The organism is Streptomyces sp. P3 (genome assembly GCF_003032475.1).
Lineage (GTDB): Bacteria > Actinomycetota > Actinomycetes > Streptomycetales > Streptomycetaceae > Streptomyces.
In genome coordinates, this window is the sequence record NZ_CP028369.1 from 7,646,302 (window position 1) to 7,670,269 (window position 23,968).

General features: G+C 72.0%; 18 protein-coding genes. 7 read left to right on the forward strand and 11 right to left on the reverse strand.

Features of this window, described 5'->3' with window-relative positions; translation table 11 throughout:
* Positions 1-39: 39 nt before the first annotated feature.
* The 4 genes from C6376_RS33785 to C6376_RS33800 all read right to left on the reverse strand — a co-directional run bounded on the left by C6376_RS33785 (position 40) and on the right by C6376_RS33800 (position 3,502).
* Positions 40-1,434 (reverse strand): glycoside hydrolase family 16 protein, encoded by a 1,395-nt coding sequence (locus tag C6376_RS33785; RefSeq protein ID WP_107446869.1) that lies wholly within the window; start codon positions 1,432-1,434, stop codon positions 40-42.
* Positions 1,435-1,694: 260 nt separating this feature from the next.
* Positions 1,695-2,132 (reverse strand): GNAT family N-acetyltransferase, encoded by a 438-nt coding sequence (locus tag C6376_RS33790; RefSeq protein ID WP_107446870.1) that lies wholly within the window; start codon positions 2,130-2,132, stop codon positions 1,695-1,697.
* A gap of 89 nt (positions 2,133-2,221) precedes the next feature.
* On the reverse strand, positions 2,222-3,001 hold the full coding sequence (locus tag C6376_RS33795) for an IclR family transcriptional regulator (protein WP_107446871.1): 780 nt from the start codon (positions 2,999-3,001) through the stop codon (positions 2,222-2,224).
* Between the two features lie 75 nt (positions 3,002-3,076).
* A complete protein-coding gene (locus C6376_RS33800; protein ID WP_107446872.1) occupies positions 3,077-3,502 on the reverse strand; it encodes a MarR family winged helix-turn-helix transcriptional regulator in 426 nt (141 codons plus the stop codon).
* 261 nt (positions 3,503-3,763) lie between these two features.
* Here C6376_RS33800 and C6376_RS33805 point away from each other — a divergent pair, with 261 nt between their 5' ends.
* From C6376_RS33805 to C6376_RS33820, 4 genes are read left to right on the forward strand one after another with little or no spacing between them, the layout of a single operon-like run.
* The gene (locus C6376_RS33805) at positions 3,764-4,681 is read left to right on the forward strand and encodes an SDR family NAD(P)-dependent oxidoreductase (protein WP_107446873.1); all 918 of its coding nucleotides are present in this window, start codon (positions 3,764-3,766) and stop codon (positions 4,679-4,681) included.
* A 23-nt stretch (positions 4,682-4,704) separates the two neighbouring features.
* The gene (locus C6376_RS33810; protein ID WP_107449347.1) at positions 4,705-5,580 is read left to right on the forward strand and encodes an amidohydrolase family protein; all 876 of its coding nucleotides are present in this window, start codon (positions 4,705-4,707) and stop codon (positions 5,578-5,580) included.
* 12 nt (positions 5,581-5,592) lie between these two features.
* The gene (locus C6376_RS33815) at positions 5,593-7,098 is read left to right on the forward strand and encodes a long-chain fatty acid--CoA ligase (RefSeq protein WP_107446875.1); all 1,506 of its coding nucleotides are present in this window, start codon (positions 5,593-5,595) and stop codon (positions 7,096-7,098) included.
* A gap of 40 nt (positions 7,099-7,138) precedes the next feature.
* On the forward strand, positions 7,139-7,594 hold the full coding sequence (locus C6376_RS33820) for a MaoC family dehydratase (RefSeq protein ID WP_107446876.1): 456 nt from the start codon (positions 7,139-7,141) through the stop codon (positions 7,592-7,594).
* 98 nt (positions 7,595-7,692) lie between these two features.
* Here the strand turns inward: C6376_RS33820 and C6376_RS33825 are convergent, their stop codons facing one another.
* The 7 genes from C6376_RS33825 to C6376_RS33855 all read right to left on the reverse strand — a co-directional run bounded on the left by C6376_RS33825 (position 7,693) and on the right by C6376_RS33855 (position 18,472).
* Entirely contained in the window at positions 7,693-9,372 is a 1,680-nt protein-coding gene (locus tag C6376_RS33825; RefSeq protein WP_107449348.1) for a PHP domain-containing protein, read from the reverse strand.
* Between the two features lie 17 nt (positions 9,373-9,389).
* Positions 9,390-11,228: a LamG-like jellyroll fold domain-containing protein gene (locus C6376_RS33830; RefSeq protein WP_107446877.1), complete on the reverse strand. Its 1,839-nt coding sequence runs from the start codon at positions 11,226-11,228 to the stop codon at positions 9,390-9,392.
* Between the two features lie 47 nt (positions 11,229-11,275).
* Positions 11,276-14,203, reverse strand: coding sequence for a glycoside hydrolase family 2 TIM barrel-domain containing protein (locus C6376_RS33835; protein WP_107446878.1), 2,928 nt, complete (start codon positions 14,201-14,203; stop codon positions 11,276-11,278).
* Positions 14,200-15,063: a carbohydrate ABC transporter permease gene (locus tag C6376_RS33840; protein ID WP_107446879.1), complete on the reverse strand. Its 864-nt coding sequence runs from the start codon at positions 15,061-15,063 to the stop codon at positions 14,200-14,202. The genes C6376_RS33835 and C6376_RS33840 overlap by 4 nt, the downstream gene beginning before the upstream one ends.
* Before the next feature lie 15 nt (positions 15,064-15,078).
* The gene (locus C6376_RS33845; RefSeq protein WP_107446880.1) at positions 15,079-16,041 is read right to left on the reverse strand and encodes a carbohydrate ABC transporter permease; all 963 of its coding nucleotides are present in this window, start codon (positions 16,039-16,041) and stop codon (positions 15,079-15,081) included.
* On the reverse strand, positions 16,041-17,327 hold the full coding sequence (locus C6376_RS33850) for an ABC transporter substrate-binding protein (protein WP_107446881.1): 1,287 nt from the start codon (positions 17,325-17,327) through the stop codon (positions 16,041-16,043). Before C6376_RS33850 ends, C6376_RS33845 begins: the two co-directional genes overlap by 1 nt.
* A gap of 92 nt (positions 17,328-17,419) precedes the next feature.
* On the reverse strand, positions 17,420-18,472 hold the full coding sequence (locus C6376_RS33855) for a PfkB family carbohydrate kinase (RefSeq protein ID WP_107446882.1): 1,053 nt from the start codon (positions 18,470-18,472) through the stop codon (positions 17,420-17,422).
* A 126-nt stretch (positions 18,473-18,598) separates the two neighbouring features.
* On the opposite strand from C6376_RS33855, the gene C6376_RS33860 reads away from it, so the two are divergent.
* From C6376_RS33860 to C6376_RS33870, 3 genes are all read left to right on the forward strand, one after another.
* Positions 18,599-19,363, forward strand: coding sequence for a DeoR/GlpR family DNA-binding transcription regulator (locus C6376_RS33860; protein ID WP_107446883.1), 765 nt, complete (start codon positions 18,599-18,601; stop codon positions 19,361-19,363).
* The gene (locus C6376_RS33865) at positions 19,360-20,697 is read left to right on the forward strand and encodes a 6-phospho-beta-glucosidase (RefSeq protein ID WP_107446884.1); all 1,338 of its coding nucleotides are present in this window, start codon (positions 19,360-19,362) and stop codon (positions 20,695-20,697) included. Before C6376_RS33860 ends, C6376_RS33865 begins: the two co-directional genes overlap by 4 nt.
* An 89-nt stretch (positions 20,698-20,786) precedes the next feature.
* Positions 20,787-23,852, forward strand: coding sequence for a glycoside hydrolase family 38 C-terminal domain-containing protein (locus C6376_RS33870; RefSeq protein ID WP_107446885.1), 3,066 nt, complete (start codon positions 20,787-20,789; stop codon positions 23,850-23,852).
* Positions 23,853-23,968: the final 116 nt, after the last annotated feature.

Below are 23,968 nucleotides of genomic sequence, written 5' to 3' on the forward strand. Positions count from 1 at the left end.
TCGGTTGGAGGTCGGCCCCCGGCGTCGTCGAGGCGTCGGTCAGTGGCCGAAGGTGAACCAGTTGACGTTCACGAAGTCCGCCGGCTGGCCGCTCGTGAAGGTCAGATAGACGTCGTGGGTGCCGGTGACGGCGCTGATGTTCGCGGGGATCGTCCGCCAGCTCTGCCAGCCGCCGGTGTCGGCCACCGCGAAGCTGCCGACGGGAGCGGCGCCGCGGCTGTCGAGACGCACCTCGACCAGTCCGCTGACGCCGCCCGCCGCACCGCCGGCGACCCGTGCGCTGAACTGGGTGGCCGCGGACGAGCCGAACTTCACGCCCTTGTACAGTGCCCAGTCGCCGTTGGCGAGGGCGCCGATGTTCTGCCCGCCCCCGGTGTCCGAGGTGGACTCGGTGATCGTGCCCGATTGGCCGTCGTACGACTCGGCCTGGATCGTGCCGTAGGCGTCCCGGCTGCCGGACGGCGGGGGCGTCGTGGTGCCGCCGCCGGTGCCCGCGGCCTGCAGCACCTGCACGTAGTCGACCACCATCGGACGGCCCGGCTGGGTGTCGCCGTCCAGACCGCCGCCGAAGGCGTCGGGGAACGCCCCGCCCATCGCCACGTTCAGGATGACGAAGTAGCCGTGGTTCGTGGCGTCGGCCCACGTCGTCGCGTCGACCTGGTTCGCGGTGACGGTGTGGTAGTTCACGCCGTCGACGAAGAAGCGGATCGCCTCGGGGCTCACCGAGCGGTCCCACTCCATGCCGTAGGTGTGGAAGCCGGACTGGCAGGTCGTGTTCGGGCACGCGACGGAGTTGCCGATGCCGGTCGTCTCGTTGCACGGGCCGCCCGGGTTGGTGCCGCAGTGCATCGTCGCCCACACCTTGTTCAGGCCCTGGACGTTCTCCATGATGTCCAGCTCGCCGACGCCCGGCCAGTTCTGGTAGTTGCCCCGGTACGGTGCGCCGAGCGCCCAGAACGCGGGCCAGTAGCCCTCGGCGGCGGTGCCCGTCACGTTCGGCATCTGGATCCGCGCCTCGACGCGCAGCTTGCCGCCGGACGGGGGCTGGAAGTCGGTGCGGGTGGTCTCGATGCGGCCCGACGTCCAGCGGCCGGCGGAGTCGCGCAGCGGGGTGATGCGCAGGTTGCCGTTGCCGTCGAGCGAGACGTTGGCCGTGCTGGCGGTCATCGTCTCGACCTCGCCGGTGCCCCAGTTGGCGGGTCCACCCGGATACGAAGTGCCGGTGCTGTACTGCCAGTCGGAGGTGTTCACGCCGGTTCCGGCGGCTCCGGTGAAGTCGTCGAGGAAGACCTGCGTCCAGCCGGACGGCGGCGTGGGCGCGGAGGCGTTCGCGGGCAGGGTGACGGCCGCGGCGGCCGCCGCCGCCAGACCGAGCGTGCTGAGCACGGCGATGAGCGCGCGTCGCCGTCGGGGGATGCCGGAGGTTGCACTCATGAGGGGGGGCCTCTCGGGTACGGAGTGATGGCGCGGGTGCCTTTCCCAACCTTTGAGAGCGCTCTCAAGGTGCGCCCAATGTGCTCTCCGCCCCGAGGGCCGTCAAGAGTCAAAGCAAAGAAACCCCGTCCACGCCGGGGAAGTTCAGGGTGTGAACCGCGCAAACATGTGAAAGCGCGCCGCGGACGCAGGCGCAGGCGCGGACGCAGTTGCCGACCGCACCCCCGAGGGCGTGCGGCGCGCCCGGGACGCGCGGGGCCCTACGCGAGCGGGTAGTCGTAACGGACGAACCCGTTGAAGCCCGCCACCTTGTCGTACAGGGCGCGGGCGGTGGCGTTGTCCTCCTGGGTGGTCCAGTACAGACGGGAGGCGCCCCGCGCGCGCGCCGCGCCGGCCACCCGTTCGATCAGCGCCCGCGCCACGCCCCGGCCGCGGGCCGCCTCGTCGACGTAGAGGTCCTGGAGGTAGCAACTGTCCGCCATCCAGGCCGTGGAGTGGAACAGGTAGTGCGCGATGCCCACCAGGTCTCCCTCCAGCCGCGCGACGACCGCGTGCACCTCGGTCCCGTCCCGCAGGCGTCGCCACGTGGCCTCGTACACCGCGTCGGTCACCTCGGTGCGGTAGAAGGTCTTGTAGCCGCGTGCCAGAGCTTCCCAGGCGTCGCGGTCCTCCGGGCCGAGCGAACCAGTCTCGATCATGGTCGCCCATTCTCGCCAAGGACGCCGACCGTGCCAACCGGGTTTCCTCGCGCCCGGCCCGAGGCGGTGGAGGTGGTCGCGGCGGTTGGTCAGTCGCGGTGGTCCTGTGGCTGCCAGCCCAGGGCTCGGGAGATGCCGCGGGCGGCGAGGCGGACCGCGGGGGCCAGGACCGGGACCTGGGCGTCGGCGTGCGGGACCACGACCGAGACGGCTGCGGTCACGGAGCCGTCCGGGCCGCGCACCGGAGCGGCCACCGACAGGGCGTCGTCCGTGACCTGACGGCTGCTCACCGCGACGCCCGTGCGCCGCACTTCGGCCAGAGTCCGGCGCAACCGCACGGGATCGGTGATGGTGTGGGCCGTGTAGGACGTCAACGGACGTGCGCAGTAGGCCTCTTGGAGCTCCGGGCTGCCGTGCGCCAGCAGTGCGAGCCCGACGCCGGTGACGTGCAGGGGCCAGCGGGCGCCCACCCGGATGTGCACGCCGACCGCCGACCGTCCGGACAGCCACTCGGTGTAGACCACCTCGTGGCCGTCCCGCACCGCCAACTGCACGTTCTCGTGGGTGGCCTCGTACAGGTCCTCCAGATACGGCAGCGCGGCCTGCCGCAGCGCCAGGCCGCGCGGCGCGAGCGCCGCGACCTCCCACAGTCGCAGCCCCACGTGGTACGTCCCGGACCCGTCACGCTCCAGGGCGCCCCAGTCGGTCAGTGCGGCGACCAGCCGGTGGGCGGTGCTGAGGGTGAGGCCGGCGCGGCGGCTGATGTCGGTGAGGGACAGCGCGCAATGCGTCTGGTCGAACGCCGCGAGCACCGCCAGCAGGCGGTCGGGGGCGGAGCGGGTGTTCCGGGTGGGTGCCGGCCGGTCCATCGGGTCCTCCTCACGGCATCGGGCTCACGGGGTCGGGTGCGCCGGCGTGGCGGCACGCGGGGAGGGCTCACGGCCTCACGCGAGTCCGTCCTCGGCGATCCGCAGGAGCAGGGTGTGCAGCGCGTCGCGTTCGGCCGGGGCGAGCGGGCCGAGCAGTTCGTTCGTCACCCGCAGGCCCGCCTCGTCGGTGCCGCGCAGGAACGCGCGGCCGTCCTCGGTGAGGACGACGATCCTGCTGCGCCGGTCGTCGGGGGACGGCCTGCGCTCGGCGAAGCCCAGCTTCTCCAGGTCGTCGACGAGGCCGACGATCGCGCTGGGGTCGTAGCCCAGCCGTGTGCTCAGCTCGCGCTGCAGCGCGCCCTCGGAGGTGGCGAGGAAACGCAGCACCGCGTAGTGGCGCAGCCGCAGCCCCGACTCCTGGAGGAACGTGTTGAAGAGCTGGCCCGAGCGCAGCCCCAGGCGGTAGAGCAGGTAGCCCGTGTCGGCGTGCAGTGCGCGCATCCACGGCTCGTCCCCGTCGATCGGGGCGACGTTGACTGCGTTGTCCTGACGGGCGATGGCGGGCTCCCTGGTCTCGGTCCCCTCCCGGGGGCGGTTCGTCGTACAGATTTCAGCATGACGCACGCACGGGATGACAACAACTATTGACGACGACAATTATTGCTCTTAGCTTCAATCTCGAAGCCGTACCCCTCGTACCCCTCGTGCCGTCCGGCCGCCTTCCCGCGGCCGGCCGTACTCCCCATGTGAAGGGACACCGTCGTGCCCAGCATCGATCTCACCGGCAAGGTCGCCGTCGTCACCGGCAGCGGCCGGGGCCTCGGCCTCGCCTACGCGCACGTCCTGGCCGCCCACGGCGCGGCCGTCGTCGTCAACGACGTCGACGAGGCGGTCGCCGACCGGGCCGTGAAGTCCCTCGTCGAGGCGGGCGGCAGGGCCGTCGCCGAGGTGGTCCCGGTCGGCACGACCGAGGCCGCCGAGCGGCTGGTGAACCGGGCGGTGGAGGAGTTCGGGCGGCTCGACGTCCTGGTCACCAACGCGGGCATCCTGCGTGACAAGGTGCTGTGGAAGATGACCGACGACGACTTCGACGCGGTGATCACCACCCACCTCAAGGGCACCTTCACCTGCGCCCGCGCCGCCGCGGTGCGGATGCGCGAGCAGGGCGAGGGCGGCACGCTGATCCTCGTCGGATCGCCGGCCGGGCAGCGCGGCAACTTCGGCCAGACGAACTACGCGGCCGCCAAGGCGGGCATCGCGGCGTTCGCCCGGACCTGGTCGATGGAGCTGGGCCGCGCGAACATCACCGTCAACGCGATCGTCCCGGTGGCCGCTACCGCGATGACCGAGACCATTCCGGCGTTCGCCCCCTACATCGAGGCCCTGAGGAACGGCGAGCCGTTCCCGGACTTCCTGCGCAAGGGCGAGGGCTTCGGCACCCCCGAGGACTGCGCGGCGCTCGTGCCGTTCCTGGCCTCGGAGGCCGCCCGGGGCATCACCGGCCAGGCCATCGGCATCGGCGGAGACAAGGTGGCACTCTGGTCGCATCCGCAGGAGATCCGCGCGGCCTACGCCGACGGCGGCTGGACGCCCGAGACGCTGGCCGACGTCTTCCCGACCTCGGTCGGCGCCGCACTCGAGTCGGTCGGCATCCCGGCCCCCACGTTCCCGGAGGCGTGATGAGCCCCGCCGAGACCCCCGCCATGAACGTCGACGAACTCGTCGCCATCGACGTCCACACCCACGCCGAGGTGTCGTCCAAGGGGCATTCCTCCCTGGACGACGACCTGCACGACGCGTCCTCCGCCTACTTCAAGGTCGAGGGGAAGCGGAAGCCCACCCTGGAGGAGACGGCCCGCTACTACCGTGAGCGCCGGATGGCCGCCGTGATCTTCACGGTGGACGCCGAGTCCGCGACCGGGACGGCGCCCGTGCCCAACGAGGAGGTCGCCGAGGCCGCCGCCGCCAACGCCGACGTCCTCATCCCCTTCGCCTCCATCGACCCCTTCCGCGGGAAGGCGGGAGTGAGGCAGGCCCGCCGCCTGGTCGCGGAGTACGGCGTGAAGGGCTTCAAGTTCCACCCCAGCATCCAGGGCTTCTTCCCCAACGACCGCTCGGTGGCGTACGACCTGTTCGAGGTGATCGAGGAGACGGGGACCATCGCCCTGTTCCACACCGGCCAGACGGGCATCGGCGCCGGAGTCCCGGGCGGCGGCGGGATCAGGCTCAAGTACTCCAACCCGCTGCACGTGGACGACGTCGCCGCCGACTTCCCGCACCTCAAGATCATCCTGGCGCACCCGTCGTTCCCCTGGCAGGACGAGGCCCTGGCGGTCGCCACCCACAAGCCGGGCGTGCACATCGACCTGTCCGGCTGGTCGCCGAAGTACTTCCCGCCGCAGCTCGTGCAGTACGCCAACACGCTGCTGAAGGACAAGGTCCTCTTCGGCTCCGACTTCCCCGTCCTCACCCCCGACCGCTGGCTCGCCGACTTCGACAAGCTGACGATCAAGGACGAGGTGAAGCCGAAGATCCTCAAGGAGAACGCCGCCCGTCTGCTCGGGCTGACCACACCGTAAGGGGCGTGGACAATGCGCAACGAGGGACTGGGGTCCTGGCCCGCCCGCCGGGCCCGCAAGACCCCGCACCGCACCGCCCTGGTCCACGACGGCCGGCCGACGGACTACCGCACCCTGCACACCCGCACCACGCGCCTGGCGCACGCCCTGCGCGCCCGTGGCGTGCATCGCGGCGACCGCATCGCCTACCTCGGCCCGAACCACCCCTCCTACCTGGAGACCCTGTTCGCCGCCGGCGTCCTCGGCGCGGTGTTCGTCCCCCTGAACACCCGCCTCGCCGGGCCCGAGATCGCCTACCAGCTCGCCGACTCCGGGGCCAAGGCCCTCGTCTACGGGCCCTCGCACGCGGGCCTCGTCGCCGGACTGCCCGGGCACACGGACGTCCGGACCTACCTGGAGGTGGGGGCCGAGTACGAGGAGGCCCTCGACTCGGCGCCCGACGAGCCGATCGACACACCGGTCGCCCCCGACGACACCTGCATCATCATGTACACCTCGGGGACCACCGGCCGCCCCAAGGGGGCGATGCTCACCCACGGCAACCTCACCTGGAACGCGATCAACGTCCTCGTCGACACGGACCTGATCGCCGACGAACGCGCCCTCGTCTCCGCGCCGCTGTTCCACACGGCCGGACTGAACATGCTGACCCTGCCGGTGCTCCTCAAGGGCGGTTGCTGCGTCCTCGTCGAGGCCTTCGACCCCGAGGCCACCCTCGACCTGATCGAGCAGCACCGGATCACGTTCATGTTCGGGGTGCCGACCATGTTCGACCAGGTCGCCCGGCACCCGCGCTGGGCCGCCGCCGACCTGTCCTCGCTGCGCATCCTGACCTGCGGCGGCTCCCCGGTGCCCTCGCCGCTCATCGCCGCCTACCAGGAACGCGGCCTGACCTTCCTGCAGGGCTACGGTATGACCGAGGCCTCGCCCGGCACGCTCTTCCTGGACGCCGAGCACGCCGTCAGCAAGGCCGGCTCGGCGGGCGTCCCGCACTTCTTCAGCGACGTTCGGGTGGTACGGCCGGACCTGGCTCCCGTCGAGACCGGCGAGACCGGCGAGGTCGTGGTCCGCGGCCCGCACGTCATGCCCGGCTACTGGGGGCTGCCCGAGGAGACGGCCGCGGCCTTCGCCGACGGCTGGTTCCGCAGCGGGGACGCCGCCCGGGTCGACGAGGACGGCTACGTGCACATCGTCGACCGCATCAAGGACATGATCATCTCGGGCGGGGAGAACATCTACCCCGCCGAGATCGAGGACCTGCTGCTGGCCCACCCCGACATCGTGGAGTGCGCGGTCATCGGGGTGGCGGACGACAAGTGGGGCGAGGTGCCCCGCGCGGTCGTCGTGCCCCGCGAGGGCGTCACTCTCGACCCCGGCGGGGTGCTGGCCTTCCTGGCGGGCCGGCTCGCCAGGTACAAGATCCCCAAGTCGGTGGTGATCACCGACGAACTGCCGCGCACCGCCTCCGGAAAGCTCCTCAAAGCCCGGGTGCGCTCCCGGTTCGGCACCCATTCCTGAACGACTCCGCCATGAGCAACTCCTTTGTGAGGAACGGTATATGAGCATCATCGTCAATGGCCTGGACGAGCTGAGGAAGCTGTCCGGCAGCGACCTGGGCACCAGCGAGTGGATCGAGGTCACCCAGGAGCGCATCGACACGTTCGCCGACGCGACCGGGGACCACCAGTGGATCCACGTGGACCCGGAGAAGGCCGCGGCAGGACCCTTCGGAGCGCCGATCGCCCACGGGTACCTGACCCTCTCCCTCTTCATCCCTCTCTTCACCGAGCTGCTCGACGTCCAGGGCGTCACGACCAAGGTCAACTACGGCCTGAACAAAGTTCGCTTCCCCTCGCCGGTCAAGGTCGGCTCGCGGATCCGTCTCGTCGGCAAGCTGACCGACGTCGAGGACGTCCCGGGCGGGGTGCAGATCACCGTCGACGGGGCCATCGAGATCGAGGGGGGCGCGAAGCCCGCGGCCGTGCTGCAGAGCCTCTCGCGGTTCTACGGATAAGGGCCGATCCCGAGCAGAGCGGGGTGCGGGGGTGCGGGGAACCGCGGACCGGTCGTCGCCGGCCGCGCGGTTCCCCGCACCCCCTTCGGCGACGCGCCTCAGCTCACGACGTCCACGAAGACCGGGTTCGAGTAGAACCAGGTGTCCGCCCACGGGTCGCCGTTGCCCGGCTCGTGCGGGACCGGGCCTCGCGGGTCCACCGAAGCGCCCAGGTAACCGGTTCCACTGCGGTTGCCGTCGCTGCCGCGCAGCCGGACGTAGAAGGACTCGTCGCCCACCGGCAGCGGGACGCGCAGGGTGTACGTGCCCGTGCGGCCGCTCACGTCGGTGGAGCGCACCACCCTGGTGTCGGGCGCCCGCCAGGAGTCGCGGTCGGCCACCGGGCCGCGCACCGCGCCGCGGATCACGTCCACGTGCGCCAACTCCGGCAGGATCCCCTGCGGGTTGGGGCGGGAGGCGGTGGTCACCGTGATGTCCAGGGTGAGCTTCTCGCCCCTGCGCACCCGCAGCCGTCCGCCGAGGGTGACGCCCCGGCCGCCGTCGTACTGACGCCGCAGCCGCACCTCGAGTCCGTCCAGCAGGTGCCCGTGGTCCAGCCAGACGCGGCCCTCGCGCAGTCCCGTCATCACCGCGCGGTAGCCGTACCGGGTGACGCCCACATGGGTGCGGCTGAACTGGCCCGGCCAGAAGTCGCTGCCCGGCTGCGGGGTGTCGGTGTCCACCGGGTCCGGCAGCCTGCCGGTGTCGTCGAAGGTCTGCCCGGCCGGCCAGTCGCCGTTCTTCCAGGTGTCGAAGACGGTCCGGTGGTTGTCGGAGTTGGTGGTGATCGTGAACAGCCGGCCCTCGGCCAGCATCGAGTCCCACAGGCCGCCCACGGTCGCGGTCGCCCAGTCGAAGCCGCCGTACGTGAGGTACGCGTCCGCCGGATAGCCCGCCCAGGACTGCGCCGACGGCTTGTTCTCGTACTCGCCGCGGATCGACGTGGCGCCGCGCCGGCCGGGGAGCGCCGCGCCCTGGGCGCCGGGCGCGCCCTCCATGCCGATCATGATCTCGGGGGCCGCGTCGCGCCAGCCGCGCATCTCGTGCGGGGAGTCGATGCCCAGCCGCAGCGGGTGGTTGGCGAGTACGAGGACGTCGTCGACGTAACCGGTGCGACGCTGTTCGGCCAGCCACTTCACGGCCTTCACCGCGTGCGCCTCGTTGCGGGCGGTGTCGGCGTCGGCGGCGCCGCCCTTGTCGTACCCCAGCAGTTTGCCGTCGTAGGCGAGCTCGAACCGGGTGAGCAGGTCGACCTCGTGCGGGCCGGGCGCGGCGAACACCGTGCAGTGCTCGGCGGCCGGGATGTACCACTCCAGCCCCTGGAAGATCAGCTGTCGCGGGTTCGCGGCGCGGGCCCTGACGATCTCCTGGTGCTCCAGCGCGGCGCCGTGACGGGCGTGCCCGAAGTTGGAGTGCTCGTTGAACACCATCCAGTCCAGGCCGTACCGGGCGGCGGCCCGCGCCTGCTGGGAGAACGTGTACTTCGCGTCGTGGCTGTACACCGAGTGCACGTGGTGGTCGCCGACGAGATAGGCCAGACGCGGGTCCTCGCCGCCGCAGCCCCTCCCGCCCGCCGCGGCCGGACCGGCGAGGGCGGGCGCGGCCGCGCCGGCCAGTGTGAACGCGGCGCCGAACAGTCCGGCGCGGCACAGGAGTCGGCGCCGGGACACGCCCTGGGGGTCGAGCGCGGCGGGGGAGACGGACGGGTCGGCCCAGGCGGGCAGCTGCTGCTCGGTCATCGGAACGTCCATGGGTCTCAGTGGTTCAGGAAGGAGGTCACGGGCAGCGCCCGTTCGACGATGCGCACGTCGCCGAGGCGGCCGTGCAGGATCTGGTCGATCCGTCCGGCGTACGTGTAGCCGCCGAGCAGCCACGGCAGCCCGACGGAGGCGATGCCGACGGCCACCGCCTTGGGGTTGCGGACCACGGGACAGCCCTCGACGTACAGCGTGGTGTGCCGGCCGTCGTTGACGACGGCGAGGTGCCACCAGGTCTCCAGCGGCGTCTCCTGGCCCCAGTTGGTGGCGATGCCCTGCTGGTTCAGCGGACGCGTCGCCCACTGCGGTTCCCGGTCGTCGGAGAGCGAGAGGGTGGCGAGCGGTTCGTCCGGGTCGTCGGCGGACTTGCCCGCGGCGCCGCCCGTGCCGGTCCGGCCGACCAGCCCCGACCAGGCATGGTGCGCCGGGTCCCAGTCGGCGGGAAGGCGGTAGAACGCCTCGATGGTGTAACCCTGCGCGAAGGTCGCCGAGTTCAGCGGGGCGCCGTCGACCGTGCGCAGACAGGCGCCCCGCAGCGGGGACTTGAAGCCCCGGAACTCCAGGCTGCCGTGTCCGGGCTGGTCGGGATGGTGGTCGGACGACCAGCCGAGCGTGCCGCCGCCGACCGCGACGACCGTGAGGTCGTTGCCCCGCCCGGACAGGTCACGCACGGTCCCGGAGACGGCCGAGCCGTCGGTGTGTCCGTCGAACCGCCAGTACGCGGCCGTGCCCGGCACGAGGACCTTCGACACGGGCCGCGCCGGACGGGCCGGCACCGGGTCGAACCCGGCGAAGCGCTCGGCGAAGTCGATGCCGACCGTGAACCGGTCGGCATCGCCGCTCAGTTCGAGCTCCTGCCGCTCCAGCTCGTTGAGGCCCTTCGCCGCCCGGGCCAGGATCCAGGGGGAGAGGGTCTCCACGTCGATGACGTTCCGGTCGAGGTCGAAGCGGTACAGGCGGATCATCGCCGCGCCGCCGAAGTACCGGTTCTGGTAGTTCGTCAGATGCAGATGGACGTCGTGTCCGGCGGCGTTCTTCCGCGTCGCGCGGCCGGCGGGCCAGTAGTGCCCGTTGAGCGTGAGGAAGATCTGGTCGTGGTCCTCGATCAGCCGGTCCCACAGCTGCTGCCCGTACGCCGAGAGGGAGTCGTCCGCGAGGACCAGCTCGTGCGTGGTCAGCACCACCGGCGTCCTCGGATGCCGGGCGAGGACGCCGGCGGTCCAGGCGTACCCCTGCTCCGACAGCCGCCAGTCGAGCGCCAGCACCATCCATTCCCGGCCGCCCGCGCGGAACAGGTGGAAGGTGCTGTAGCCGTCGGGGGAGGCCCCGCCGAAGGTGGGCTTTCCCCGGAAGCGCCGCGGGCCGAAGGCCTCCAGGTACGGGGTCGTGCCGCGCTGGTCGGTCGTCGACGACTTCACGTCGTGGTTGCCGGCCAGCACGCTGTAGCCGACCCCGCGCCGGTCCAGCGGCCCGAACGCCTCGCTGATCGCGGCGACTTCCGCCTTCGCGCCGTTCTGGGTGAGGTCCCCCAGGTGGGACAGGAACACGATGTTCTCGTCCCCGCCCCGTGCCAGCAGATGACGCAGCGACGCCTCGACCGGCGCCTTGTCGATGCTCGGCCCGTCGAAGAGGTACTGCGTGTCGGGCATGACGGCGAGCGTGAAACGGCGGCTGTCGGGGTCCGGGCGCCACCGGGCGGGGGCCGCCTCTGCGGCGGTCGGAACCGCGAGGCCGGCCGTCGCGGCGGCGCCGAGCAGGGCGGTGGCCCGCAGAAAGCCGCGTCTGCCGGCGTCGGCCGGGACGGGGTCCTCCTGGGACCGGGCATGCGAAGTACACACGTGCTGCTCCGTTGCGAAGTGCGAAGTCCGTTACCGGACAGGGGGATTCACAGGACGCGCAGGATCCAGCTCCAGCGGTGGACGCCTGCCGGGACGAGGTAGGAGGGGAGGGTGTCGGGACCGCACGACGCCGTGCCGAGGCCGCGGTGCGCGGCGTCCACGTGTACGACGCAGCCCTCCCGCGCGGTCAGCTCGTCGTGGTGGGCGACGGCCGTCAGGTCCTCGGCGCGGTGGCGCGTGACGGAGACCTGGCGCGGCTCGTCCAGCGTGACCGCGAGCCCCGTGGCGTCCGGCGCCGAGAGCGTGAAGCGCCGCACGCCGTGCCGGCCGCCGCTCTCCTGCGGACGCAGGTAGGGGGTGAAGGCCTCGTCGACGGCGAGCGAGTGATGACCGACCGGCGCACCCGAGCAGCGGTCGGGGTAGGACTCCCACGGCCCCTGCCCGAACCACTCCAGCAGGTCCAGCCCCGCGACCGTCTCGAAGACCGAGCCGACGCGCGGCACGTCGTCGAACTCCTCGGGCAGCTCCGCCTGTTCGTCGATCCGCAGCCCGCCCTCGACCGGTGTGAACACCTGCCGGTGCCGTACGACACCGCCGGCGCCCGTGTACTCGGCGAGCACCCTCACGCCGTCGCCCTCCTGGTGCACGGAGACCAGCCCGCGCACGAGGGAGTCCAGGCCCCACGCCCGCCAGCGCCCCGCCATCCCGCCCAGCTCGTCGTTGTCGGTGGGCGCCCGCCACAGCGACAGCGTCGGCGCGGCCCGCAGCAGCGGGTGGACGAGGAGTCCGGCGGCGTCGGTCTCGACCCGGCCGGACCCCGCGGGCGCATCGAGGGGCCCGGCCGTCCGCAGTCGTACCTGCGGCGCGCACACCGCGGTGCCGCGCGGCGCCCACGGCAGGTCCCGCGCCGTCGTCACCCGCAGCGTCAGCCACGCCTCACCGCCGTCCGGCGGAAGGTCGAAGGGCAGCGGCAGTACGGCCGACCCGCCCGGCCGCAGGTCGGGCAGCCGGGCGGCCGCGGTGAGCGTGCCGCCGTGGGCGAGCGAGAGCTCCCACTCGCCCGCGAGCCACTCCAGACCGCGGAAGTGCTGGTGGTTGGCGACCACCACGCCGTCCTCCCGCAGACCGCGCAGCCGCACCGGCGCGGCGAGCTCGCGGTGCTCGGACATCACCGGCTTGGGGGTGCGGTCGGGGAAGACCACGCCGTCCGCGATGAACGCGCCGTCGTGGTCCTTCTCGCCGAAGTCGCCGCCGTACGCCCAGCGGTACCCGGGCGCGGCGACACCGTTGTCATAGAGCCCGGCGCCCCCACGCCCGACCGGTCTCGCGTCGTTCACACCCTGGAGGATGCCGTGGTCCCAGAACTCCCAGATGAACCCGCCCTGAAGACCCGGGGTGGCCTCGATGGCGGCCCAGTGGTCGGCCAGCGTGCCGTTGCTGTTGCCCATCGCGTGGGAGTACTCGCACTGGATGAGCGGCTTGGTCTGCCGCCCGGACAGCGCGTGCGCCACACAGTCCGCCAGCGGCGCGTACATCGGGCAGGCGATGTCGGAGGCGACCTGTGGGTCGGCCCAGCCGCGCTTGGCGGCGCCCTCGTACTGCACCGGCCGGGTCGGGTCGTGGCGGCGGACCCAGCCCGCGGCCGCGTCGTGGTTGGCGCCGTAGTCGGACTCGTTGCCCAGCGACCAGACGATGACCGACGGGTGGTTCTTGTCGCGCAGCACCATCCGTGACACCCGGTCCACGAACGCGTTCAGGTAGCGGGGGTCGTCGGCGATCTCGTGGGCGTGGTCGTGGGACTCGACGTCCGCCTCGTCGACGACGTAGAAGCCGAGTTCGTCGGCGAGGTCGTACAGCGCGGGGTCGTTCGGGTAGTGCGCGGTGCGGATCGCGTTGAAGCCGTGGCGCTTGAGCACGACCAGATCGGCGCGCATGTCCTCCTGCGACACGGTCCGTCCGGTGAGCGGGTGGAAGTCGTGCCGGTTGACCCCCCGGATGAAGATCCGCTCACCGTTGACCAGCAGGTCGCGGCCCGCGATCGTCACGTCCCGGAAGCCCACCCGGTGGCGGGAGGTGTCGGCGACGGAGCCGTCCGCGCGGTGCAGGCGCACCGTCAGGCCGTACAGCTCGGGAGTCTCGGCGGTCCAGGTCCGCACTCCGGTCACGCGCGTGCCCAGCCGCACCTCACCGAGGAAGGCGGAGACCCGCTCCTCCCGCGCGTTGGCCAGGTCGAAACCGGCGTCCCGCGTCAGCGGCAGCCCGTCCAGCTCGCCGCTGACATGCCATCCCGCGGGCAGCGCGCCGCCCGCGTCCCGCACCCGGCAGTCGACGCGCAGCTCGCCGTCGGCCGACGCCCGCACGGCCACGTCGGCCAGGTGCAGCGGGTCGGTGGCGTAGAGGAGCACCGAGCGGGTGATCCCGCCGTGCCACCACTGGTCCTGGTCCTCGATGTGCGAGGCGTCCGACCACTTGACCACCGTCAGCCTGAGCAGGGCCCGCCCGCCGGGGCGCACGACGCCCGACAGGTCGAACTCGGCCGCCAGGTGGGAGTCCTTGGACACGCCGACCGGCCGCCCGTCGACGTGCACCAGCAGCACGCTCTCGGCGGCCCCCACCTGCAGCACGATCCGGCGTCCGGCCCACTCGGCGGGGACGTCGACACCCCGCTCGTACACACCCGTCGGATTGGCGGCGGGCGTCAGCGGGGGCACCTCCGCGAACGGCATGCGGATGTTCAGGTACCGCGGGAGGTCGTCGGCGCCCTCGACGGACTGCATCGTCCACACGCCGGGCACGGCCGCGCTCGACCAGCGGCCGCCGACCGGCGCGTCCGGAGCGGGCAGCAACAGGAAGCGCCAGTCGCCGTCCAGGGAGTGTGCTCCGACGCGCCGGTCGACGGCGTTCATGGGCAGCCGGCCCCAGGAGGTCACCTCGGGCGCCGACCAGGGCCGCAGCGCCAGCAGCGGGTCCCTCACTTGACGGCCCCCTTGGCGAGGTCCCCGATGATCTGGCGGGCGCCGACCGCGAACACGATCAGCAGCGGGACGAGGGCGAGCAGGGCGCCGGTCATGACCATTCCGTAGTCCGTCGTGCCGTGGGTGCCGTTGAGCTGCGACAGCGCCACCTGGAGGGTCACGTTGTCCGGGTCGGTGAGGGCGATCAGGGGCCAGGCGTAGTCGTTCCACTGGCCCATGAAGGTGAAGATGCCGAGGAAGGCGAGGCCCGGCCGGACCACGGGCAGCGCCACGTGCCAGTACTGGCGCAGGAAGTGCGCGCCGTCGATACGGGACGCGTCGAGGAGCTCGTCGTGGATCGCGCCCTGCATGTACTGGCGCATCCAGAAGATGCCGAACGCGTTGGCGGCCGCCGGCACGATCAGCGCCGTCATCGACCCGATCCAGCCGAGCCCTGCCATGATGACGAACTGCGGGATCGCCTGGAGCTGGGCCGGCACCATGAAGATGAACATGAGCAGCACGAACAGCAGCCGCTTGCCCGGGAAGTCGAACTTGGCGAAGACGAAGGCGGCCAGGGAGTCGAAGAACAGGACCAGGAAGGTCACCGACCCCGCGACCAGCAGCGAGTTGAGCATCGAGCCGACGAAGTCGATGCTGTCGAAGAGGCTGCGCAGGTTCTCGAGGAAGTGCGTGCCCGGCAGCAGCTTGGGCGGGTAGGAGAAGATCTCGGACGTCGTGTGCGTCGACATGATCACGGCCCAGTAGAACGGGAAGGCCGAGAGCAGGACGCCGACGACGAGGACCGCGTGCAGCGCGATCCCTGTGCGGCGGGATCCGTCGATCCCCCTGGTACGCCGGGTGGTGTGGCTGGATGCCATGGTGGGCGGGCCTCCCTAGTCTTCGCCCCGGCGCTGCACCAGCCGCCAGTTGATGATCGAGAAGAGGACGACGACGAGGAAGATGCCCCACGCCACGGCGGCGCCGTAGCCGAAGTCGTTGTTGTCGAAGGTCTGCTGGAAGAAGTAGAGGACCATGGTCCGGCCGGCGTGTCCCGGACCGCCCGAGAACGTCGAGTCGTTCGAGGTGTTCTGCAGCAGGACCTGGGGTTCGGAGAAGCTCTGCAGACCGGTGACCGTCGAGACGACGAGCACGAACAGCAGCACCGGGCGCATCATGGGCAGGGTGATCCGGAAGAACGTCTGCACGGGACCCGCGCCGTCCATGCGCGACGCCTCGTACAGCTCGCCGGGGACCGTCTGCAGGCCGGCCAGGAAGATGATCGCGTTGTAGCCGGTCCACTGCCAGGTCATCAGCGTGGCGACGGCGATCCTGATGCCCCACGGGGTGTTCAGCCAGGCGATCTGTTCGAAGCCGACGGCCTGCAGAAACGCGTTCACCAGGCCGAAGTTGGTGGAGAACACCGAGCCGAAGACGATCGCGATCGCCACCACCGAGGTGACGTTCGGCAGGAAGTACGCGACCCGGTAGAGGGTCTTGAGACGGACCGCCGAGTTGAGCAGCACGGCCGTCACCATCGCCAGGAGGATCATGGGGAAGGTGGCCAGCGCCCAGATGACGACCGTGGTCCCGATCGAGCTCCAGAACTGGGAGTCGCCGAGCAGGTACCGGTACTGCGACAGCCCCGCCCACTCCATCGAGCCGAGGCCGTCCCAGCGGTGGAACGACAGATAGAGCGAGAAGCCGACCGGGATCAGGCCGAAGCAGAGGAACAGCAGATAGAAGGGCGAGATCGCGGCGTACAGGTGCCAGTACCTGCGGAACCCCTGGCGGGGCCGGACGGCGGGCGCGGGCGCCACGACGGCCGGGGGTCTGTCGACTGCGGGGAGGGTGGCCATCAGAGGCTCACCCCCAGGTGCTTCGCGATGCGCCGGCAGGTGTTCATGGCGTCACTCCAGGCTCGTTCCGGGTCCTTGCCGAGGACGCCGACGTTCTTGATCTCGTCCTTGAGGGGCTGACCGAGTGCCACGTCGAAGGGGCTGTTGTAGGCGACGGCGATCTTCTGCGCGGCCGGACCGAAGACGTCCATCGTGACCTGCCCGCCGAAGAACTCGTCGGGTTCGCGCACCTGTTTCAGGCCGTACGACGCCGGGGTGGAGGGGAAGAGCCCCGCGTCCAGGAAGCCCTGCGCCTGGTTGCCCGGGTCCAGCATCCAGCTGATGATCGCGAACGCCTGCTCGGGCTCCCGGCACGCCTTGGTGACCGACAGGAACGAACCGCCGTTGTTGGCGGGCCGCACGGGCATGTCGGCCACCCGCCATCGGCCCTTGGTCCTCGGCACGCCGGTCTTGAGGTCGTTGGTGGCCCAGGAGGCGCCCAGCTGACTGGGCAGCTTGCCGTCCTCCACGGCCGACAGCTGGTCCGGGGTGCCGCTGACCAGGTTCGAGACGATTTTGCGCTGCTTGGCCTCGACGGCGAGCGCCCAGGCGCGGCGCACGTGCTCCTGGTCGCCGATGAAGTGGCGGTCCTTGTCCACGTACCGCGCGCTGCCCTGCAGCACCGCGTTCTCGAAGACGCTGCTGACGTCCGTCAGCAGCGAGGTCCCCGGGAGCCGCTTGCGCAGTTGCTCGCCGGCCGCGAAGAACTTCTCCCAGGTGTTCAGCTCCCGGGAGACGTCGGCCGGCTCGTAGGGCAGGCCCGCCTTCCGGAAGACCGCGTACTGGTAGAGGTGCGCGACCGGACCGCAGTCGATCGGGAAGCCGACCAGGGAACCGTCGTCGGCGACACCCTGCTCCCACTTCCACGCCAGGTACCGGCTCCGGTACTTCTCCGCGCCCAGCGTGCGCAGGTCCACGAACTGGTCGGCGTCGGGCAGGTAGGACGCCATGTCCTCGCCCTTGAGCCCCGCGATGTCGGGGATGTGGGCGCGGCCGGCCAGCGTGGTGATCAGCTTGGAGCGGTAGTAGCCGCCGATCTTTATGGCATGCAGGTCGACCGAGCCGCCGTAGCGGGACCTGGCGTTCTTGACGACGGTGTCGCCGAGGCCGCCGTCCCAGTACCACAGGACCATGTTCCGGCCGGTCGAGCCGGTCGGGACGGCGCAGCCGGCCGTCAGGCCGCCGAGCGTCGTGGCGGCCGTGCCGGCCAGGCCCGCGCGCAGCAGGCCTCTTCGTGAGAGCCGCACAGCTCCCACCGCCTTTCGGATCTGTTCGCGTCTTCGCAGACGGGGTGCCGTTCGAGGGGCGTGCGTGGGGAGGCGTTCCGCGTATCCCCGGGTCAGGACCGCAGGACGGGCGGGGTGACCGGGGCGTGCCGCACGGGCGGGCCCACGTCCGCCGGGATGCGCTCGGCGAGGAAGCCGTACGCCCGTCCGAGCCCCGGGTCGGTGAGCGAGCGCCACCAGCGCCGCACGCCGTACCAGCCGGGCGCGGCGAGTGCGCCGCCGTGGTGGCGCACGGACAGGGAGGCGGCGAGGACGGCGAACCGCAGCCGCTCCGCCAGCGGCCAGCCGCCGAGCGAGGCCGCCACGAAGCTCGCGCCGAACACGTCGCCCGCGCCGGTCGCGTCCAGGACGTCGACGTCCAGGGCGGGGACCTCCGCGTACTCGCCGGTCGTCTGGTCGACCGCGACCGCGCCGTGCGCGCCCCGGGTGACCACGGCCACCGGCACCAGCTCGGCGAGCGTGCCGAGCGCGGCGACCGCGCTGTCGGTGCGGGTGTACGCCATCGCCTCGGTCTCGTTGGGGAGGAAGGCGTGGCACAGGGCGAGCTGGTCCAGCAGGTCGGCGGACCACCGAAGGGTGGGGTCCCAGCCGACGTCGGCGTACACATGGGTGCCGTTCGCGGCCGCCTTGGCGATCCAGGCGCGGGGTTCGGCCTCGAGGTGCACGAGGGCCGTACGCGCCTCGGGCGGGTCGCCCATCAGCGCGTCCTGCGAGTACGGCGGCTCCTGGCCGTGGGTGATCAGGGCCCGGTCGGCGGCGGCGACCCCGTTCGCGGCGGGCCCGGCCGCAGGGAGGGCGAGGGCGACGGTGACGGGGGTGTGCCAGCCGTCGGCCGTGCGGGAGAGGGCGAGGTCCACGCCCTCCTGCCCGGCCAGGACCTCCCGGCAGTGGGCGCCGTAGAAGTCGTCGCCGAAGACCGTGGCGAGCGAGGTCCGCAGGCCGAGGCGGGACGCCGCGACCGCGAGGTTGGCGATGCCGCCGGGGCCGCAGCCCATGCCGCCGGTCCAGATCTCCTCGCCAGGCGCCGGCGGCCTGCCGAGACCCGTGAGGACGAGGTCGTAGAAGAGCAGCCCGGTGAGCAGCACCTCGGGCCGGTCGTCGTCCACCGCACATCCTCTCGTCAAAACTCTTCATTTCAGTGACCGGAATCGTGCGCCCCTCGGCGAGATTGGTCAATACCTCAGCAGAAGTGAGCATGGATTTGATTGAAGATGACGAGTAGTGTTCACGTCGTGCTGGCAGAACGACGACATCAACTCATCCTGCGGGCCCTGCGCGCCGGGGGCCCCGCAGCCGTGACCGACCTCTCCGAGGAGCTGGGTGTGAGCCCGGCCACGATCAGGCGCGACCTGGTCAAGCTCGAGGAGGACGGCCTGCTCACCCGGGTGCACGGCGGGGCCGTCGCGGAGGAGGGCGACCAGCCCTTCGCCGAGGTGGCAGAGGTGCGGGTGGCCGAGAAGGACGCGATAGCCGCCCGGGCCGCGGCGATGGTCGAGGACGGCCAGACGGTGCTGCTCGACATCGGTACCACCGCCTACCGGCTGGCCCGGCAGCTGCACGGCCGCAGACTCACGGTGATCACCAGCAACCTGGTGGTCTACGAGGAGCTCGCCGACGACGAGGGCATCGAGCTGGTGCTCCTCGGCGGCATGGTCCGCCGCGAGTACCGTTCCCTGGTGGGCTTCCTCACCGAGGACAACCTGCGCCAGTTGCACGCCGACTGGCTCTTCCTCGGCACCAGCGGAGTGCGCCCGGGCGGGCAGGTGATGGACACGACGGTCGTCGAGGTGCCGGTCAAACGCGCCATGATCAAGGCCGGCGGCAAGGTCGTCCTGCTCGCCGACGCGGCGAAGTTCCCGGGCACGGGCATGGCGAAGGTCTGCGGTCCCGAGGACCTGGACGTGGTGGTGACGAACGGGCCGGTCGACCCGGCGACCCGGTCCTCCTTCGAGGAGGCGGGCGTCGAGGTGGTCCTGGCAGGAAAGGTGCAGGCGTGAAACTGACGATTCTGGGCGGCGGCGGCTTCCGGGTGCCGCTCGTGTACGGCGCGCTCCTGACGGACCGCGGCGAGGGGCGCGTCACGCACGTCGTCCTGCACGACCTGGACGACGGCCGGCTGCGGGCGGTCGCCCGGGTGCTGGCGGAGCAGGCCGCCGCCGTACCCGACGCCCCCCGGGTCACCGCCACCACCGACCTCGACGAGGCCCTGCGCGGCGCCGACTTCGTCTTCTCCGCGATCCGCGTCGGCGGCCTCGAGGGCCGTGCGGACGACGAGCGGGTGGCCCTCGCGGAGGGCGTCCTCGGCCAGGAGACGGTCGGCGCCGGGGGCATCGCCTACGGCCTGCGGACGGTCCCGGTCGCCGTCGACATCGCCCGCCGGGCGGCCCGTCTCGCCCCCGACGCCTGGGTCATCAACTTCACCAACCCGGCGGGGCTCGTCACCGAGGCCATGTCCCGCCACCTCGGCGACCGCGTCATCGGCATCTGCGACTCGCCGGTCGGCCTCGGCCGCCGTATCGCCCGGGTCCTCGGCGCCGACCCGAAACAGGCGTGGATCGACTACGTCGGCCTCAACCACCTCGGCTGGGTCCGCGGCCTGCGGATCGCCGGCCGCGACGAGCTCCCGCGGCTGCTCGCCGACCCCAGCCTGCTCGGCTCCTTCGAGGAGGGCAAGCTCTTCGGCGCCGACTGGCTGCAGTCCCTCGGCGCGATCCCCAACGAGTACCTGCACTACTACTACTTCAACCGGGAGGCCGTCCGCGCCTACCGGCAGGCCGAGAAGACCCGCGGCGCCTTCCTCGCCGGCCAGCAGGCCCGCTTCTACGAGGAGATGCGCGACCCCGGCGCGGCGGCCCTGGCCGCCTGGGACCGCACCCGCGCCGAACGCGAGGCCACCTACATGGCCGAGAACCGGGAGAGCGCCGGCGCCGGCGAACGCGACGCCGACGACCTCTCCGGCGGCTACGAGAAGGTCGCCCTCGCCCTGATGCGGGCCATCGCCCGTGACGAGCGCACCACCCTGATCCTCAACGTGCGCAACCAGGGCGTCCTCTCGGTGCTGGACGCCGACGCCGTCATCGAGGTGCCCTGCCTCGTCGACTCCGGCGGCGCCCATCCGGTGGCCGTCGCCCCGCTGCCCGAGCACGCCACCGGGCTGGTCTGCGCGGTGAAGGGCGTCGAGCGCGAGGTGCTCGCCGCCGCCGAGTCCGGCTCCCGGGCGAGGGCCGTCAAGGCGTTCGCGCTGCATCCGCTGGTCGACTCGGTGAACGTCGCGCGCCGGCTGGTCGAGGCCTACGCCGACGTCCATCCGGGGCTGGCGTACCTTAAGTAGTCCCAGCGGGGGAAAGCGCTTTCCCCCGCTGGGTCCAGCACCCGGCCTCAGGCCTCCCGCACTTCGTGGTCCCCCACTGGAGATTCCCCATGCATGACGAACGCCGCCGCATCGAGGAGCGCGTCGAGCGCGTCCACAACCAGCGCGTCAAGCCCGCGGTCTACGCGGCCACCGTGCCCCTCGAGGTCGAGGCCTGGCAGGCGCCGGGGGAGCCGGTGCCCTTCGCCCAGGCCGCGGCCGCCGCGTACGAGCCCTTCGCCATGGACACCCCGTGGGGCCCGCCCTGGGGCACCACCTGGTTCCGGATGCGCGGCCGGGTGCCCGCCGACTGGGCCGGCCGGCGCGTCGAGGCCGTCATCGACCTCGGCTTCGTCGGCGACTGGCCCGGCAACCAGGCCGAAGCCCTCGTCCACCGCACCGACGGGACACCGCTGAAGGCCGTCAACCCGCTCAACCAGTACGTGCCGATCGGCAACCCGGCGACGGGCGGCGAGAGCGTCGACTACCTCGTCGAGGCGGCCTCCAACCCCGACATCCTGGCCGGCGACTTCGCCGCGCCGACCCCGCTCGGCGACGTGCTGACGGCCGGCGACCGTCCGCTGTACACCTTCCGCCGCGCCGACCTCGCCGTCCTCGACGAGCAGGTCTGGCACCTCGACCTCGACCTCCAGGTGCTGCGCGGGCTGATGGTCCACCTCGCCGAGCACGAGCCGCGCCGCCACGAGATCATGCACGCCCTGGACCGGGCCATGGACACCCTCGACCTGGACGACGTCTCCGGCAGCGCCGCAGCCGTCCGCGAGGTGCTCGCCCCGGTGCTGGCCCGGCCCGCGCACGCCAGCGCCCACACCATCTCCGGCGTCGGCCACGCGCACATCGACTCCGCCTGGCTGTGGCCGATCCGCGAGACCAAGCGCAAGACGGCCCGTACCTTCTCCAACGTCACCGCGCTCGCCGACGAGTACGAGGACTTCGTCTTCGCCTGCTCCCAGGCCCAGCAGTACGAGTGGGTGCGCGACAACCACCCGCACGTGTGGGCGCGCATCCAGGAGTCGGTCAAGAAGGGACAGTGGGTCCCGGTCGGCGGCATGTGGGTCGAGTCCGACGGCAACCTGCCCGGCGGCGAGGCCATCGCCCGGCAGCTCGTCCACGGCAAGCGCTTCTTCATCGAGCACTTCGGCGTGGAGACCAGGGGTGTCTGGCTGCCGGACTCCTTCGGCTACAACGCCGCCTACCCGCAGCTCGCCAAGCTCGCCGGCAACGACTGGTTCCTCACCCAGAAGATCTCCTGGAACCAGACCAACAAGTTCCCCCACCACACCTTCTGGTGGGAGGGCATCGACGGCACCCGCATCTTCACCCACTTCCCGCCGGTCGACACCTACAACGCCCGCTTCAGCGGCGAGGAGATGGACCGCGCGGTGCGCAACTACTCCGAGAAGGGCGGCGGTACGCGTTCCCTCGCCCCCTTCGGCTGGGGGGACGGCGGCGGCGGTCCCACCCGCGAGATCATGGAACGGGCGCGCCGGCTCGCCGACCTGGAGGGCTCGCCGAAGGTCGTCGTCGAGCACCCGGACGCGTTCTTCGCCAAGGCCCGTGAGGAGTACCCGGACGCCCCCGTGTGGGTCGGCGAGCTCTACCTGGAGCTGCACCGCGCCACCTACACCACGCAGGCACGCGGCAAGCAGGGCAACCGGCGATCCGAGCACCGGCTCCGTGAGGCGGAGTTGTGGGCGACGACGGCCGCGCTGCACGCGCCGGGCTACGCCTACCCGTACGACCGGCTCGACCGGCTCTGGAAGACGGTGCTGCTGCACCAGTTCCACGACATCCTGCCGGGCTCCTCGATCGCCTGGGTGCACCGCGAGGCGGAGGCCGAGTACGCCCGCGTCGCCGGGGAGCTGGAGACGCTGACCGCCGAGGCGGTCGCCGCGCTGGGCACGGGCGCCACCCGGGTGTTCAACACCAGCCCGTACGACCGCGCCGAGGTCGTCCGTACCTCCGCGGGGGCGCCGGCCTACGTGGAGGTCCCCGCGAGCGGCACCGCGCCCCTGGCAGCGGCCGCCGTCGAGTCCCCGCAGCAGCCGGTGACGGTCTGCGGTCTGACCCTCGACAACGGCCTGGTCCGCGTGGAGGTCGCGGCGGACGGCACGCTGTCCTCGGTGCGCGACCTGCGGGCGGACCGCGAGGTCCTCGCCGGCCCCGGCAACCTGCTCCGCCTGCACACCGACCTGCCCAACTACTGGGACGCCTGGGACATCGACAAGCACTACAGGAACCGCTTCACCGACCTGCTCGACCCGGACTCGGTCACCGTCGTCGAGGACGACCCGCTGCTCGGCGCCCTGCGCGTCACCCGGTCCTTCGGCAGGGGCTCGACCCTCACCCAGACGATCACCCTCCGGGCCGGCAGCCCCCGCGTCGACATCGAGACCGACCTCGACTGGCACGAGGCCGAGAAGATCCTCAAGGCCGCCTTCCCGGTCGACGTCCGCGCGCCGCACTCGTCCGCCGAGATCCAGTTCGGCCACGTCCAGCGGCCCACCCACACCAACACCAGCTGGGAGGCGGCCCGTTTCGAGGTCTCCGGCCACCGCTGGGTGCACGTCGGCGAACCCGGCTACGGCGTCGCGGTCCTCAACGACTCGACGTACGGCCACGACGTCTCCCGCACGGTCCGCGAGGACGGCGGCACGACGACCACGGTCGCCCTCAGCCTGGTGCGCGCTCCGCGCATCCCCGACCCCGGGGCCGACCAGGGCAGGCACCGGTTCACGTACTCCCTGCTGCCGGGCGCCACCATCGCGGACGCGGTCGCCGAGGGATACGCCCTCAACCTGCCGCTGCGCGTGGCCGAGTCGGCGGGCGCCGCGGAGCCGGTGGTGTCCGTGGACGGCGACGGCGTGACCGTGGAGGCCGTCAAGCTCGCCGACGACCGGTCGGGCGACGTCGTGGTGCGGCTGTACGAGTCCCGCGGCGGACGGGCCCGGGGCGTGCTGCGCACCGGCTTCCCGCTGGCCGGCGCGGAGGTCACCGACCTGCTGGAACGGCCGCTGCAGGACGAGGCGGCGGCTGCCGTGCCCGGCGACGGCACGGTCGAGGTGACCCTGCGCCCCTTCCAGATCCTGACCCTGCGACTGCGCCGGGGCGAATAGCGCCCGTCCCGCACCGCGGGCCCGGGTAGGCGGCGCCCAGGGCATGCGTCCTTGACGCACCATCGGGTCGGTCGGCCGCTCCCCGTGACAGCGGCCGACCGACCCGATCCCCCGTG